We start from the raw sequence: 14,513 nt of genomic DNA on the forward strand, positions 1-14,513 counted from the left end.
TGTAGATCTTTATAATCAGTCAGAGCGGCTGACGGTGTGAATGACAGAGTTAGATTCAAAATATACGCTGAACTCAGGGTAATCCCAGCGAGTAATAGGGGGCTTGCCTTTTGCTGGGTGAACCTTAATCGCTTTGCCGTATTTAGTTTCAACTTGTTTCATGCCCATGCCACGTTTGGGGCCCGCTGAGTTCTTTTTGATGTCTTGCCCAGACAATGGAATAACGACTTCCGTTACCTTCGAACTTGTTTGGGTAAGGCTATCGTCCATGTTCTGTGCATAGGCTAATGAACAACCTAATACGAGTATTAAGCTGACGCAGCTGTAAGCAATTTGTGTTAACGATTTCATAATACTAACCATTATGTCCATTTATCCTTTGATTTTAGCGCCAAAAGCGCCATAAGACCATTTCAATTATGCGGTGAATTCTTTAGTCTTACGTTTTATTTTGCGGTTGTAACAGCGAATGCTTAAAATATTACCTATTTTGATCGGTTTACGATACACCGGCGCTAAGCGGCGTAATCATTTTATTTCTTTTATATCCGCAATCTCTATGGCGGGACTCACGTTAGGCGTAGCTGTTTTAATTCTTGTTCTATCGGTTATGAATGGATTTGATCGCGAGTTACGTGAGCGTATTTTAGGTATGGTGCCTCATGCGGCACTATATGCAAAGGATGGTTTACAAGATTGGCAAGTTTTAGCGAACGAAGTAAAAAACAAGCCCGGTATCGTAGGCGTTGCACCGTTCGTTAATATTCAAGGCATGATGAGCCATAAAGGGCGTGTTCAAGGTGTTATGGTGAATGGCATTGAACCTGAATGGGAGAAAAAAGTATCGATTCTCCCTGACTTTATGAAGTTGGGTGAATTTGATTCTTTAGTGGCGGGTAAATATCAGATTATTATTGGTGATTTATTAGCCAGAAAATTAGGTGTTACGTTAGGCGAAAAAGTGACGTTAATTATGCCTGAAGCCAGCTTGACGCCAGCAGGCGTGATGCCCCGTTTGAAACGTTTTACGGTAAGCGGTGTGTTTTCAGTTGGGGCGGAGCTAGATGCTAATTTTGCGTATATTCACATGGTGGATGCGGCAAAAATGGCGCGTATGAAATACCCCGCCCAAGGTTTGCGATTGAAAACAGAGGATTTATTTCAAGCGCCTCGTATTGCTTGGAATTTAACCTTTGATCTTGATGCGTCCATCACAAGCAGTGATTGGACCCGCACCCACGGTAATTTATTCCAAGCCATTCAAATGGAAAAAACCATGATTGGTTTATTATTGCTGATTATCGTTGCCGTTGCTGCGTTTAATATTGTGTCCACGCTTGTGATGGTGGTAACCGATAAACAAGGCGATATCGCTATTTTGCGTACATTGGGTATGTCACCTGGCAGTATCATGAAAATATTTATGGTGCAGGGGTCAGTGATTGGTGTTGTCGGTATTTTATTAGGCACAGGTTTAGGCATTATTTTAGCCCTCACTGTTACCGATATTATCGCGGGCATAGAGCGCTTGCTGGATGTGCAATTTTTAAATGCGAATGTGTATTTTATTAGTTATTTACCGTCTCAATTGAAATGGATGGATGTGATGATTGTAACGGGCAGTGGCTTAATGATGAGTTTTTTAGCGACCTTGTATCCAGCTTATCGTGCATCAAAAGTAAAACCGGCAGAGGCATTACGTTATGACATCTAATACAACGGTTTTACGCTGTGAAAGTTTGGTTAAAGAATATCAAGTTGGCCCTGAGCCAATCCGCATTTTAGACGAGTTAGAGTTTAAATTGTTCGAAGGGGACTGGGTGTCGGTGGTTGGGGCGTCAGGCTCAGGTAAAACCACATTGCTTAATATGCTCGCGGGTTTAGATTTACCCAGTAGTGGCCGTGTTATGTGGGGCGAAGAAGATATTAGTAGGCTATCTGAAGCGCAGCTTGGCAAATTACGTAATGCTCATCTTGGTTTTGTGTATCAGTTTCACCATTTACTGGCTGAATTCAGTGCCTGCGAAAATGTGGCGATGCCATTATGGATTCAGGGCGTTAATAAGAAACAGGCGCTTGTTAAAGCACAGGATATATTAGAAAAAGTGGGGCTGGGGACTCGTGTTAATCACAAACCCGCTGAATTGTCCGGTGGTGAGCGTCAGCGTGTTGCGATTGCAAGGGCGTTGATTACAAAGCCTGCACTTGTATTGCTGGATGAACCTACGGGTAATCTGGATGCCAATACGGCCCATGAGATACAAAAATTGATTACAGAGCTTAACCAAGAAATGAAAACGGCATTTGTAGTGGTGACTCATGACTTAGCATTTTCACGTTTGGCACAAATCAGTTACCAATTATTAGATGGTAAATTACAACCCTTAGAGGCGCTAGCTTAGCTAGCGTTTTGTTTTTTGGCTAAACGCTTTGCTTTGCGTTTTTTCCAATTGCTAATGACATGAAAGCGCCAAAATAAACGAATGCCGATAAAACCAATGGCAGAGAAGATGATGGCGCATAACAAAGAGCCCAATAATAACGGCTGCCAAATAGCCCCTAATTCTGTCAGTACCCAGTTTAGTGATAATTCAATTTCAAATTCTCGGATGGGTGTATCTAATAAAACCGTGCCGACTTTGTAAGTGAAATAGAAAATAGGCGGAATGGTGAGGGGGTTACTGATCCAAACCAAACCGATGGATATTGGAAGGTTAGAGTGAACCACAATCCCAAGCATAGCGGCGGCGACCATTTGAAATGGCATTGGCATGAATGCAAAAAACACACCGACAAGAAACGCACGTGAAACCGAGCGGCGATTCAAATGCCATAAATTAGGACGATGAAGCAATGGCCCTAAAAACTGCAAAGAAGGATGCTCTTGAACCGTCTTAGGGTTAGGAAATAAACGCTTAAGTGTCTGTTTTGGCATAGTATTCTCGGACACAATCCAAGGAGGATATTAATAATATGGAACATGTGTCCCTTGAGAAGGGCGCAATTATGCACGGAATGCATATGACATGCTAGTTATGAAACAGCCCTTTTTTGGCTTCATTATAGGTGGATTGTTGGCCTCTATTTGGCCGAGCTTAGCCTTATTGCTTGCGCCTTTGTGTTTAGTCGTAATCGTAATCGTATGGATTCAGCCTAGTCGAATTTTATCCGCCTTGTTTTTTATGGCGGGAATTATTTGGGTGAGTTGGCATTGGGTACATGTTGAAGGTGATGCGCTTGAGCTAAGTGCGGGAAAGTCCACCCAAGTTGCCACTGGATATGTGTCAGCGGTATCGCATCAATCCTATAAAACACATTTTGACTTCACCCAAGATGGGCACACTCAAGCACTAAAAGTGAGCTGTTATCGCTGCCCATTTATGTTGTCGGCGGGAGAGCGCTGGCAGTTTACGCTTCGAATTAAACCTATTTATTCATTTCAGAATCCAGGTGGCTTCAATTATCGACATTGGATGATGGCCAAAGGCTATCGCGCACAAGCTAGTGTCGATGTGAAATCACACTCGAATGTGCGTTTAACTAAAAATAACCGTGATGTTTTAAATCAGTTGTCGGCTCAGTTGCCATCGTCTCGTTTCCCCATATTACGGGCATTGGTACTGGGTGATAAAAGTGCGTTAAAGGGCGAAGATAAGCGGTTAATTAGCTCGTCAGGGATTAGTCACTTGTTTGTGGTGTCAGGCCTTCATGTTGGGATTGTGGCAGGCTTAGTGGGTTTAATTCTATATTGGCTACAGCGGCCCCTTTTATTGATCAACTGGCCGTATGCTCGATCGATTTCGGTAATGGCGGGCTTATGTGCGGCGATGCTTTACGGTTATATGACGGGCTTTCAGGTGCCCGCCATAAGAGCAGTGCTTATGCTCTTGTGTGGTGTATTCATGTTGTATCAAACCCGTTTTACGCATGTGATTCATTATTATGTCTTTGCGCTTCTGGTGGTCATGTTGATGAAGCCCTTGGCTTTTATGGATATGGGCAGCTGGTTGTCCTTCAGTATTGTTTTGGCATTGATAGTGGGCTTTTCTGGTTTAACACATACGTCTTGGTGGTCAGGGCTGCTTAAAGCCCAGTGGCTAGCGTTTAGTATGGGTGGGTTGGTGTTGCTCGGTTTTAATCAAGCGTTGGTGCCGTTTTCGTTATTGGTTAACTTATTACTGATTCCACTTTTTACAATATTAGTGATGCCTGCAGTATTGCTGGCCGTGACTTGGATGTTTGTAGTTGATGATCAAGGATTGGTATTACTCGAGTCGGGTTTATCCTCTTTACTGCTTGTCCTGCATAAGGTCGAAAGTGTGATCACATGGTGGTTACCGATCCATGAGCATTATCGTTACCTTTTCATGATTTCATTAATATTGGGTTTGCTGCCTGCTGTTTTCAAAACGCGGCCTTTGGCGTTGGCTATTGGGTTCGTTGTTTTGATATTACCGATAAACAAACCAGATGAAGGCGGTTTTGAACTCATTGTGTTTGACGTGGGTCAGGGCAGTGCCGCTTTGATTAAAACAGCCAATAAATATGTGTTGGTTGATACCGGTGCTCAATTTTTAAGTGGTTTGGGTGTGGCCGATTTTGTGATTTTGCCTTACCTGAGACAACAAAGAGTAAGGTACTTGGATATGTTGCATGTGACCCATGCCGATAATGATCATGCTGGTAATGCACAGTTGATGAATTCAATGGCTGGCGTATTGGTGGAGCAAAAACATTGTGAAAGTCGGCAATGGGAATATGATGGCGTGCTGTTTTGGCGTTTTCAAGCAGAAGGCTTTGTTCGAGGTAATAATGGCTCTTGCTTGTTAAAAGTGACGGCCGCTTCAGGAAAAAGTGTATTGTTTACGGGTGACATCGAAAAAGAAGCAGAAAGGCAGTTAGTCGTACAAGAAAACAACAAACTACAGGCTAATGTTCTAATCGCGCCGCATCATGGCAGTCGCTCATCCAGCACTGATCCGTTCTTAAATGAAGTAATGCCTGAGTTGGTGCTGATTTCTGCAGGCTTTCTAAACCGTTATGGTCACCCACATGTGCAAATAGTAAACAAATATGAGGCTAGAAACATGATGGTTTATACAACTGCTATGAAAGGTTCGATACAAGTTGCGTTTCCACCTAGACAAGAGGCGCTAGTTGTTTCAACATACCGCCCTAATTTTAGTATTACAGAATAATGATAAGTAGGAGTACATGAGGTGAAAGAACTGGTATTTGCTGGCGGTTGGATGATGATCCCCCTCATTTTGGCCTCTGTTTTGGCCGTTGCAATTTGTATTGAACGTTTTTGGACTTTGCGTTCTGAAAACATTGCACCCAAACATTTGCTTGCTCAAGTGTGGATGTGGATCAAAAATAACGAGTTAGACAGTGCAAAATTAAAGCAGCTAAAACAAGAGACTCACTTAGGCGCTATTTTAGCGGCAGGGTTAAGCAACTCTCGCCATGGTCGTGACATTACCAAAGAAGCCATCGAACAAGCGGCATCAAAGGCGGTCCATGAAATGGAGCGCTTCTTAAATGCACTCGGTACGATTGCCGCCGTTGCGCCATTAATGGGTTTACTGGGTACGGTATTGGGGATGATTTCCGTGTTTAATGAAATCATGGCTCAAGGGACAGGTAACGCAGGCGTATTAGCCGGCGGTATTTCTGAAGCGTTGGTTACTACCGCATCGGGCATGATGATCGCGATTCCTGCATTAATCTGCTATCGCATTCTTCAGCGTCGTATTGATGAGATTGTTGTGTTCATGGAGCAAGAAGCCATTAAATTAGTTGATGTACTTCATGGCGACCGTGAAGTTAGCGAGACGCCAGAGGGTTAGATTTGTGAACTTTAAGCGTCAAAACAAAGAAGAACTCAATTTAAACCTAACGCCTTTAATTGATATTGTATTTCTGCTGCTTATTTTCTTTATGGTGAGCACTACGTTCACCAAAGAAAATCACTTAGCGGTTAACTTGCCAGAGGCCGATGGGCAAGTGGCCGATGCACCCGATAAAATGGTTGAAGTTGTCATTGATCAGCACGGTACCTATAGTATTAATGGCAAAGCGTTGATCAGTCAAAAACTGGTGACACTTAAGCAAGCCATTGAAAAAGTATCAGCAGGAGACAGAAGTTTGCCCTTTATTATTACGGCTGATGCATCTACGCCTCATGAATTCGTCGTGCGAGCAATGGATGCCGCCGGCCAGCTGGGTTTTTCTCGGTTGAGTATTACCAGTAAGCAAGCTAAATAATCATGAAAGATACGTCAAATCTTACAGACTGGGCGCTTTACAAGCGCCTGCTCGGTTATGTTTTTCAGCAAAAAATTCTTTATTTTACCGCGATTCTGGGTTTCAGCATTTACGCATCTACTGCGCCAATGCTTGCTCACCTAATGGATTTAATTGAAAAAACCTATCAAAACCCGACAATCGAATCACGCACGTTATTGGTGGGAATGATACTGGGTATTTTTGCGCTGCGCGGGTTGGGCAGTTTCTTAGGTGATTTTTTCTTGGCCAAAGTTGGGCGTACGGTTGTACACAAGCTAAGAACCGCGCTGTTTAATCATTATCTTATTTTACCGAATGAGTTTTTTGATAAGCACGCAAAAGGTCATATTATTTCTAAAATCACGTTTGATGTTGAGCAAGTCTACGGCTCGATCACCAATGCAGTGACCAGCCTAGTGCGCGAAGGCTTAACGGTTGTTTTCTTGTTGAGCTACATGTTCTATATGAACTGGAAACTCACACTTATATTTTTTGCAGCCGCACCATTTCTTGCCTTTATTGTTAAAAAAGCCAATAAGTATTTCAAAAAATACAGCACAAATGTGCAAGGCAGCATGGGGCAAGTGACTCAGGTGGCGGGTGAGGCGGTTAATGCTTATCAAGAAGTAAAAATCTTCTCAGGTCATGAATATGAGCAGGGGCGTTTTGCCAAAGTGAGCGAAACAAATCGCATACAAACGTTAAAGTTTGCTCGTGTGAAAGCCATCAGTGTGCCGATGATGCAAATGATTGTTGCTATTGCCATTGGTGCGTTAATTTGGGTGGCACTGGATCCGCGTGTGATTGATGGTATGGATTTCGGTCAACTAATGGCATTCATGACGGCAGCAAGCACACTGGCTAAACCCATGCGCACGCTGGCGGGTATTAATGCGCTTTTACAACAAGGTGTTGTGGCCGCCAAAAGTATTTTTTCGGTATTGGGTCAGGATGCTGAAGACGATTCGGGCGACTTGGCCATTAAAAAAGCCAAAGGCGCGATCAATATTAATAATTTGAATTTTCATTACCCTGACTCTGACGAAATTGTGCTTAAAAACATACAGCTTGATGTTAAGCCAGGTGAAAGCGTTGCGCTAGTGGGTAAATCCGGCAGTGGTAAGTCGACATTAATTAATTTGCTCACTCGTTTTTATGAATTTAACGAGGGTGATATTTTATTAGATGGCCGCAGTATTAAAGAATACCCATTAGATGACTTGCGTCGCCAAATTGCTTTGGTGAGTCAGGGCGTGACGTTATTTAACGATACGGTTTTCAACAATATTGCATACGGTAGCTTGGCCGAAAAAACAGAAGAAGAAGTCTATGCGGCGGCAAAGGCGGCACATGCCTTAGAGTTTATTGAGCAAATGCCTGAAGGCATGGAAACCATGATTGGCGATGACGGTGTAATGTTGTCGGGTGGGCAGCGTCAGCGTTTGGCCATCGCTCGTGCTATTTTGAAAGATGCCCCTATTTTGATCTTAGATGAAGCCACCAGTGCGCTGGATACGGAATCTGAACGATATATTCAAAAAAGCATTAGATAACTTAATGAAAAATCGAACAAGCTTTGTTGTGGCACACCGCTTAAGCACCATTGAAAAAGCCGATACTATCTTGGTGGTGAGTAAAGGTGAAATTGTTGAGCGTGGTAACCATAAAACCTTAATAGAAAAACAAGGATTTTATAAAAACTTACATGATATGCAGTTCAGTGGGTAAGTGGTGTTAGAGCGTTTATTTAATGCATCGTGGTATGGCCGCTTTCAATGGACATGGTTATTACTGCCACTTGCCATGTTGGTGGCTGTGGTCACCAAGCGTAAGCGCCAAGCGTATATAGCTGCACAAACCCAATCTTATGCGGTACCTGTTATTGTGGTCGGCAATATTACCATTGGCGGCACAGGCAAGACTCCAGTTGTGCAGTCTATTGTTCGGTTTTTACAAACGCAGGGTTATCGCCCAGGTGTGATTAGTCGTGGTTATGGCGGCACATTGGCTAATTTTCCGCACTTAATAGAATCGAAAGATAGCTCACACGAAGTGGGTGATGAGCCTTACATGCTCTGCCAGTCGCTGGGTGTGCCAGTGGTGGTAGACCCTGTGCGCACTCGGGCGGTTTCATTTATATTGAATTCGGGTGTGGATGTTATTATTAGTGATGATGGTTTGCAGCATTATGCGTTGCACCGTGATTATGAAGTCTGTGTCATTGATGGTTCACGGGGCTTGGGTAATGCTCAGTTAATGCCAGTCGGTCCATTACGTGAGCACAAGAGCCGCCTAGAAAGCGTTGATTATGTCTTACGCAGTGACTCTGTGGTCTCGCGCAGCACTTTTCAGATCGAGCCGGAGTCATGGTGTAACCTTAAAACAGAGCAAGAGTACGAATTAAGCCGCTTTAAACTTAAGTCGAATGCTCTGGCAATAGCGGGTATTGGTAATCCAGATAAGTTTAAACAAACGTTAAATGAGCTAAATCTACACTGTGCTCATAAATGGTTTGCTGATCATTATGACTACAAAGCGCAGGATTTTTCAGATTTAAAGCAACAAGTACTGATGACAGAAAAAGATGCAGTGAAGATAAAGCCGTTTGCCGGTGATGATATGTGGTTTTTAAAGATATCAGCCTGTTTACCCGATGCATTTTTTCAGCATTTAAAATTGAAACTCGAACAGTGGAAGCGAGATCATGGATAAAAAATTATTATCACTTTTGGTTTGTCCTTTGTGTAAGGGAAACCTTATTTTAGATAAAGAAAAATCAGAACTAATCTGCAAATTTGATGGTATAGCATTCAAAATTGACGATGGTATCCCTGTTATGTTGCCAGAAAGTGGTCGAGCGTTAACCACAGACGAAAAACTCGCAAAATAACCGATTAAAAGTATAAAAAAGGATCTTGGGCTTTACCTTTGAAGCGAATTTCAAAGTAGAGTCTAGGTCGTTTGCCATCACCTTCGCCTACCGCTGCAATGAGTTGACCTTTTTCAACGTGGTCGCCTTCATACACATAATTAGAATAATTATTACCGTAGACACTGATTACATGATTGCGATGCTGAATCAATATTAAATTGCCATAGCTATTAATGGCGTTGCCGCTATAAATGACCTCGCCGCTGTCGATGGCCACAATCGGATCGCCTAATTTTGAAGAAAGCTCTATGCCATGTTTGTGGTGAGCGTATTCAACACTGCTCACATTTGGTTGTTTTTCTAATGGCCATTTAAATGAATGGCTTGCTTCATTTAGGCGGGTGCTTTGGTTATTTGTTTGTTTGAGTGCTGTTTGCAGTTCCGCATTTTGTTTAAGTAAAGGAATGAGCAGTGCTTGCTGATTGGCAAGATCTTTTTGGCCAGCTGAATTGAGTCCAAATTCCTTTAGACCCAGTGTGATGCTGGTGAACATTAAGAGCGCCAATACAAAGGTGAGGCCCAGTTCTTTGTAGCCGATATGGTGGCGTAAAATATGGTCAGCGGTCGCCTCTAATCGATTAAGGCGTTTGTCCATATGGCTCACGCGATTATTTAGCCCCAGCAAAAATCGTGCGCTGCCTTTAGTTTGGCTTTTAAGATTGATGGACTTATTTGTGCTGGATTCGGTTTTAACAAGCTTTGGTTGAGTTAACATAAGCGCTATCACAGTTTTATTTGTTTTTATAAAAGCATAATGTTTGCCAGTTCTTAAAAAGCAGTAAAATAAGGGTGTTATAATTTATTCGAGTCATATAGCGGCAAATCTATGCCTTTAAAGAGGCAGATGGAGGGTGTTTGATGATAAAAGTATTGTTCGTTTGTTTAGGTAACATCTGTCGTTCACCAACGGCTGAAGCGGTGTTGCGAAGTATGGCTAAGCAACAAGGGATAACGGTTGACGTTGATAGCGCGGGCACGGCGGCTTACCATATTGGTAAATCACCCGATTCAAGATCACAGCAAGTAGCGCTTAAGCGCGGTATTAGCATGATTGGGCAAAGCGCTAGACAAGTTATGCCTGATGACTTCTATGACTTTGATTACATATTTGCAATGGATAAATCGAATTACCAAGACTTACTGTCAATTAAGCCCGCGAATGCCAGTGCTCAGTTGGCGTTATTCTTAAATGAATTCGGCACACTGAATACAGACGAAGTACCAGACCCATACTATGGTGGGAATAGTGGCTTTGAATGGGTATTGGATTTACTAGAAGACGCCTGCGAGCAGTTTTTAAAAACAAAGGTTGTTTCATGAATATTCAGCAAAATGTATCGCTTCAAGCATTTAATACACTAGGTGTGCACTCTTATGCGCAATTTATGGCGCAAGTGAGTAGTGTTGATGAATTTAAAGAGGTCGCTAGTTTTGCAAAAGAAGAAGGCCTAGCGATTAAGGTACTCGGTGGTGGCAGTAATGTTGTGTTACCAGAAGCCGTATCTGGTTTGGTTGTTCAGTTTACAGGGTGCCAATACCATGTTTTAGAAGAGAATCATGATCATGTTGCTCTTAGAGTAGAGGCCGGTTTTAACTGGCATGAGCTTGTGATGTTTACTTTGCAGCAAGGTTGGAATGGTTTACAAAACTTAGCCTATATACCGGGCCTAGTAGGGGCTGCGCCTGTGCAAAATATTGGTGCTTATGGCGTCGAGGTAAAAGAATTTATTCGCGTTGTACATGGTGTTCATCTTGGCTCAGGGCAAGCGTTTGAGTTGACTAATGATGCGTGTCAGTTTGAGTATCGTGAGAGTATTTTCAAGCAAGCATTAGATAGCCAGACTCTCATTACAGCAGTGGATTTTATATTAAGTAAATCGCCAGTTGTGAATACAAGTTATGCTCCACTGGATCAAATGGCAGAAGATCGGGGTGTACCTACACCGTTAGAATTGGCCGATTGGGTAATTGGAGTACGTAAAAGTAAATTACCCCAGCCTGATGAATTGCCTAATGCCGGTTCGTTTTTCAAAAACCCAGTGATTAACGATGCTGAATTTGAGCGTTTGAAAAATAAATTCGCTAATATGCCGCATTATAAGCAAACAGTTGGGGTGAAAATCCCAGCGGGTTGGTTGATTGATCAGATGGGCTTTAAAGGTAAGGCATTTGGCGCGGTGAGTGTTCATAAGCAGCAAGCTTTAGTGCTGATAAATAATGGCGGCAGCGGGGGGGATGTATTAGCGGCTGCTCAAGCAATAAAAGAGGCGGTCTTTAATGAATATGGCATTGCGTTAGAGCAGGAGCCAAGGCTATTTTAGTTGGCTTAGGTTTACCTTCGCTGTTTAAATAAAGTGGTACGCATAAAAAAAGGGACTCAATGAGTCCCTTTTTTAGTTTCTAAGCGTTCAATTATGAATTGGACTCTTGCGCAGCCGCTTCACGTTCGCGTCGCTTAACTTCCCTTGGGTCGTTATAAGCACGTTTTGGCTTGTTGCTTGTTGCTGCTGTGTCGTGGGCAGAAAGTGTCATATCCGCAGGCTTAGGTGCAACAGGTGCTGCCTCTGCTGGCTTGCTTGTGATGACGTCTTCTTTGGCAGCTACGGGTGCTGTTGTTTTTTCTACTTCTACAGGCTTTTTAGCTTCAGGTGTCGGTTGTGCTTCAGGCTTGGTTGGTTCGGCCTTAACCTGATCGACTTTTGTATCTTGAGCTTTTGGCTCAGCTACTTTCTCAACTGGCGCTTTAACGGCTTCAACTTGCGTTGGCTTTTGCTCAGTCTGCTTTGGCTTTTCTGCTTTAGCTGCTTCTGCTTTAGGTGCTTCAACTGCTTTCACTTCAGATACTTTAGACTCAACCGCTTTCACTTCAGATACTTTGGCGCTAACGGCTTTTGTTTCTGATGCTTTAGGTTGAACGGCTTTTACCTCAGATACTTTAGATTCAGTATTAGCAGGTTTTCTTTCTGCTTTTACGGCTTCTTTCTCTGGAGCTTTAGGCTTTGTGTTTACGTCTTCGATCTTGCGTGCAACATTTTCATCAAGCTTGTTAGGCTGTTGATTGCGATTGCGACGACGAGCGGTATTTTGATTGCGGTTTTCATCACTATCATTATTGCGCTCATTTGAACGCTCGCTGTTGCGATTATCACTGTTACGGTTTTCAGTGCTGCGATTGTCACTGGTACGATTATCACTACGTTCACGACGAGGCTGCTCTGCGCGGCCTTCGTTGCGTTCATTACGTTTGTCATTGCGCTTGTTGTCGCTAGGGCGAGCGTCTTTTTTTGGCTCGTTGCGACGATTGCGATTATTGTTTGGGCGGTTACCGTTGCGCGCATTGGTATTGGTATTATTGCGGTTGCGGTTGTTGTTAGTTTTGTTATTGCTGGTTTTAGTGTCTTTTTTGACAGGCTTTTCTTCGCCTTCAAATAAACTTGAAACCGCGCTCGCAAGCTTACTAAATAAACCAGGTGCTTTAACCACCTTGACTTCTTTAGGGGTAGGAGCAGGCGCGCGTGCAGATGAAACGGCTTGTACTGCGGCGGCTTCTTTTTTCACTAGCGTATTTTGTTCGACTGCAAGCTCTTGCTCATAGTTGATTTCAAAGCTGACTTCATCAATTTGATTATCGCCAGCACGAACACGCGACACTTCAAAGTGAGGTGTGTGGAAGTTAGGGTTCGGGATAATCCAAATTTGTGCTTCGTGGCGCTTCTCAATAACCATGATTTCTTCACGCTTTTCATTCGTTAAGAAAGTGGCTACTTCTAATGGTACTTGAGCGCGTACTTGAGCGGTGTTGTCTTTGCTTGCTTCTTCTTCGATCAAACGAAGTAAAGATAAGCTTAGAGAGCGCATATCGCGTACAAAGCCAGTACCCACACAGCGAGGGCATACATGGCCGCTTGTTTCGCCAAGAGAAGGGCGCAAGCGTTGACGAGACATTTCTAATAAACCAAAGCGTGAAATACGACCGACTTGAACACGAGCGCGATCAATTTCTAGGGCGTCTTTTACGCGGTTTTCAACATCACGTTGATTTTTGTTAGACATCATATCGATAAAGTCGATTACGATAAGGCCGCCAATGTCACGAAGACGTAATTGGCGAGCAATTTCGTCAGCCGCTTCAAGGTTGGTACTTACCGCGGTGTCTTCGATGTCAGAGCCTTTTGTGGCACGAGAAGAGTTGATATCGATTGAAATCAAAGCTTCTGTTGTATCGATCACGATCGAACCACCAGATGGTAACTTCACTTCACGTTGGAACGCAGTTTCGATTTGCGCTTCAATTTGATAGCGGCTAAACAAAGGCGTGTTGTCTTCGTAAAGCTTAATTTTGTTTTCGTATTGAGGCATTACGTGTTGAACAAAGCTTAGGGCTTCTTCGTACACGGTTTTGTCATCGATCAACACTTCACCGATGTCTTGGCGTAGATAATCACGAATCGCGCGGATAACCACATTGCTTTCTTGTAATAGGAGGCAAGGGGCCTTACGAGTCTCTGATGCGCCTTTGATAGAATCCCAAAGTAGGCATAGGTAATCTAAGTCCCATTGTAAGTCTTCAGCCGCACGGCCAATACCCGCGGTACGTACAATAACGCCCATGTTATTAGGTACGGTTACATCACGCATTGCATCACGAATTTGGTTTCGCTCATCACCTTCAATGCGACGAGAAATACCACCAGCACGTGCGTTGTTTGGCATAAGAACCAAATAACGACCAGCAAGGCTGATCATGGTCGTTAGGGCAGCACCCTTGTTACCACGTTCTTCTTTGTCTACTTGAACAATGACTTCCTGGCCTTCTTCGATCACATCTTTGATGTTCGGACGACCCGAAGAGGAGGTTTTAAAGTATTCGCGAGAAATTTCTTTAAGCGGCAGGAAACCATGGCGCTCAGCACCAAAGTCTACAAAAGCGGCTTCAAGGCTAGGTTCTATGCGGGTAATTTTACCCTTATAGATGTTAGCTTTCTTTTGTTCGCGAGTTGTAGGTTCAATATCTAAATCATATAGGCGTTGGCCATCAACTAGCGCAACACGCAACTCTTCTGATTGAGTTGCGTTAATTAGCATTCTTTTCATTAACTTCTAGAGCTCATATTTGTGTGGTTCTGATATGAATCACAAGGGTTGAGCTAATCAAAATATTTATGCGTGCTTTGCATGGACTTCTATACCGATTCTAGGATTGACTGCGTCCAAGCAGGGGTGTTTAGCTAGTTTTGCTATGAATTTGCAAACACCGACACGAAACATAAGCTGATTTAGCAAGACCCCTTGC

At 43.3% G+C, this 14,513-nt stretch carries 13 protein-coding genes and 1 pseudogene; 10 read left to right on the top strand and 4 right to left on the bottom strand.

From position 1 onward, the window contains the following. Positions 1 to 15: 15 nt before the first annotated feature. Positions 16 to 351, bottom strand: coding sequence for a hypothetical protein (locus ACU6U9_RS15715; RefSeq protein ID WP_446735962.1), 336 nt, complete (start codon positions 349 to 351; stop codon positions 16 to 18). Between the two features lie 118 nt (positions 352 to 469). Between ACU6U9_RS15715 and ACU6U9_RS15720 the strand changes: the two genes are divergently transcribed. Further along, the gene (locus ACU6U9_RS15720; protein WP_446735963.1) at positions 470 to 1,714 is read left to right on the top strand and encodes a lipoprotein-releasing ABC transporter permease subunit; all 1,245 of its coding nucleotides are present in this window, start codon (positions 470 to 472) and stop codon (positions 1,712 to 1,714) included. Next, complete coding sequence (locus tag ACU6U9_RS15725; RefSeq protein WP_446735964.1) at positions 1,704 to 2,402, top strand: ABC transporter ATP-binding protein; 699 nt, start codon at positions 1,704 to 1,706, stop codon at positions 2,400 to 2,402. Before ACU6U9_RS15720 ends, ACU6U9_RS15725 begins: the two co-directional genes overlap by 11 nt. Here the strand turns inward: ACU6U9_RS15725 and ACU6U9_RS15730 are convergent. Further along, a complete protein-coding gene (locus ACU6U9_RS15730; RefSeq protein ID WP_446735965.1) occupies positions 2,399 to 2,935 on the bottom strand; it encodes a DUF2062 domain-containing protein in 537 nt (178 codons plus the stop codon). The genes ACU6U9_RS15725 and ACU6U9_RS15730 overlap by 4 nt on opposite strands. Before the next feature lie 100 nt (positions 2,936 to 3,035). Between ACU6U9_RS15730 and ACU6U9_RS15735 the strand changes: the two genes are divergently transcribed. The 6 genes and pseudogenes from ACU6U9_RS15735 to ACU6U9_RS15760 all read left to right on the top strand — a co-directional run bounded on the left by ACU6U9_RS15735 (position 3,036) and on the right by ACU6U9_RS15760 (position 9,178). Continuing rightward, the gene (locus ACU6U9_RS15735; RefSeq protein WP_446735966.1) at positions 3,036 to 5,198 is read left to right on the top strand and encodes a DNA internalization-related competence protein ComEC/Rec2; all 2,163 of its coding nucleotides are present in this window, start codon (positions 3,036 to 3,038) and stop codon (positions 5,196 to 5,198) included. Positions 5,199 to 5,219: 21 nt separating this feature from the next. Beyond that, the gene (locus ACU6U9_RS15740; protein ID WP_446735967.1) at positions 5,220 to 5,849 is read left to right on the top strand and encodes a MotA/TolQ/ExbB proton channel family protein; all 630 of its coding nucleotides are present in this window, start codon (positions 5,220 to 5,222) and stop codon (positions 5,847 to 5,849) included. A gap of 4 nt (positions 5,850 to 5,853) precedes the next feature. Next, positions 5,854 to 6,267 (top strand): ExbD/TolR family protein, encoded by a 414-nt coding sequence (locus ACU6U9_RS15745; protein ID WP_446735968.1) that lies wholly within the window; start codon positions 5,854 to 5,856, stop codon positions 6,265 to 6,267. Positions 6,268 to 6,269: 2 nt separating this feature from the next. After that, positions 6,270 to 8,016, top strand: a pseudogene (gene msbA / locus ACU6U9_RS15750) (lipid A export permease/ATP-binding protein MsbA). Between the two features lie 3 nt (positions 8,017 to 8,019). Beyond that, the gene (gene lpxK, locus ACU6U9_RS15755) at positions 8,020 to 9,000 is read left to right on the top strand and encodes a tetraacyldisaccharide 4'-kinase (RefSeq protein ID WP_446735969.1); all 981 of its coding nucleotides are present in this window, start codon (positions 8,020 to 8,022) and stop codon (positions 8,998 to 9,000) included. After that, entirely contained in the window at positions 8,993 to 9,178 is a 186-nt protein-coding gene (locus ACU6U9_RS15760) for a Trm112 family protein (RefSeq protein ID WP_446735970.1), read from the top strand. The genes lpxK and ACU6U9_RS15760 overlap by 8 nt, the downstream gene beginning before the upstream one ends. A 4-nt stretch (positions 9,179 to 9,182) precedes the next feature. Here ACU6U9_RS15760 and ACU6U9_RS15765 read toward each other — a convergent pair whose 3' ends face one another. Next, positions 9,183 to 9,935 (bottom strand): murein hydrolase activator EnvC family protein, encoded by a 753-nt coding sequence (locus tag ACU6U9_RS15765; RefSeq protein WP_446735971.1) that lies wholly within the window; start codon positions 9,933 to 9,935, stop codon positions 9,183 to 9,185. 146 nt (positions 9,936 to 10,081) lie between these two features. On the opposite strand from ACU6U9_RS15765, the gene ACU6U9_RS15770 reads away from it, so the two are divergent. Both ACU6U9_RS15770 and murB read left to right on the top strand, forming a co-directional pair. Next, positions 10,082 to 10,540, top strand: coding sequence for a low molecular weight protein-tyrosine-phosphatase (locus ACU6U9_RS15770; protein ID WP_446737184.1), 459 nt, complete (start codon positions 10,082 to 10,084; stop codon positions 10,538 to 10,540). Then, positions 10,537 to 11,541, top strand: coding sequence for a UDP-N-acetylmuramate dehydrogenase (murB, locus tag ACU6U9_RS15775; protein ID WP_446735972.1), 1,005 nt, complete (start codon positions 10,537 to 10,539; stop codon positions 11,539 to 11,541). Before ACU6U9_RS15770 ends, murB begins: the two co-directional genes overlap by 4 nt. Before the next feature lie 91 nt (positions 11,542 to 11,632). Here murB and rne read toward each other — a convergent pair whose 3' ends face one another. Continuing rightward, entirely contained in the window at positions 11,633 to 14,314 is a 2,682-nt protein-coding gene (gene rne / locus ACU6U9_RS15780; protein WP_446735973.1) for a ribonuclease E, read from the bottom strand. Between the last annotated feature and the right edge of the window lie 199 nt (positions 14,315 to 14,513).

Source organism: Pseudomonas sp. HK3 (assembly GCF_052920985.1).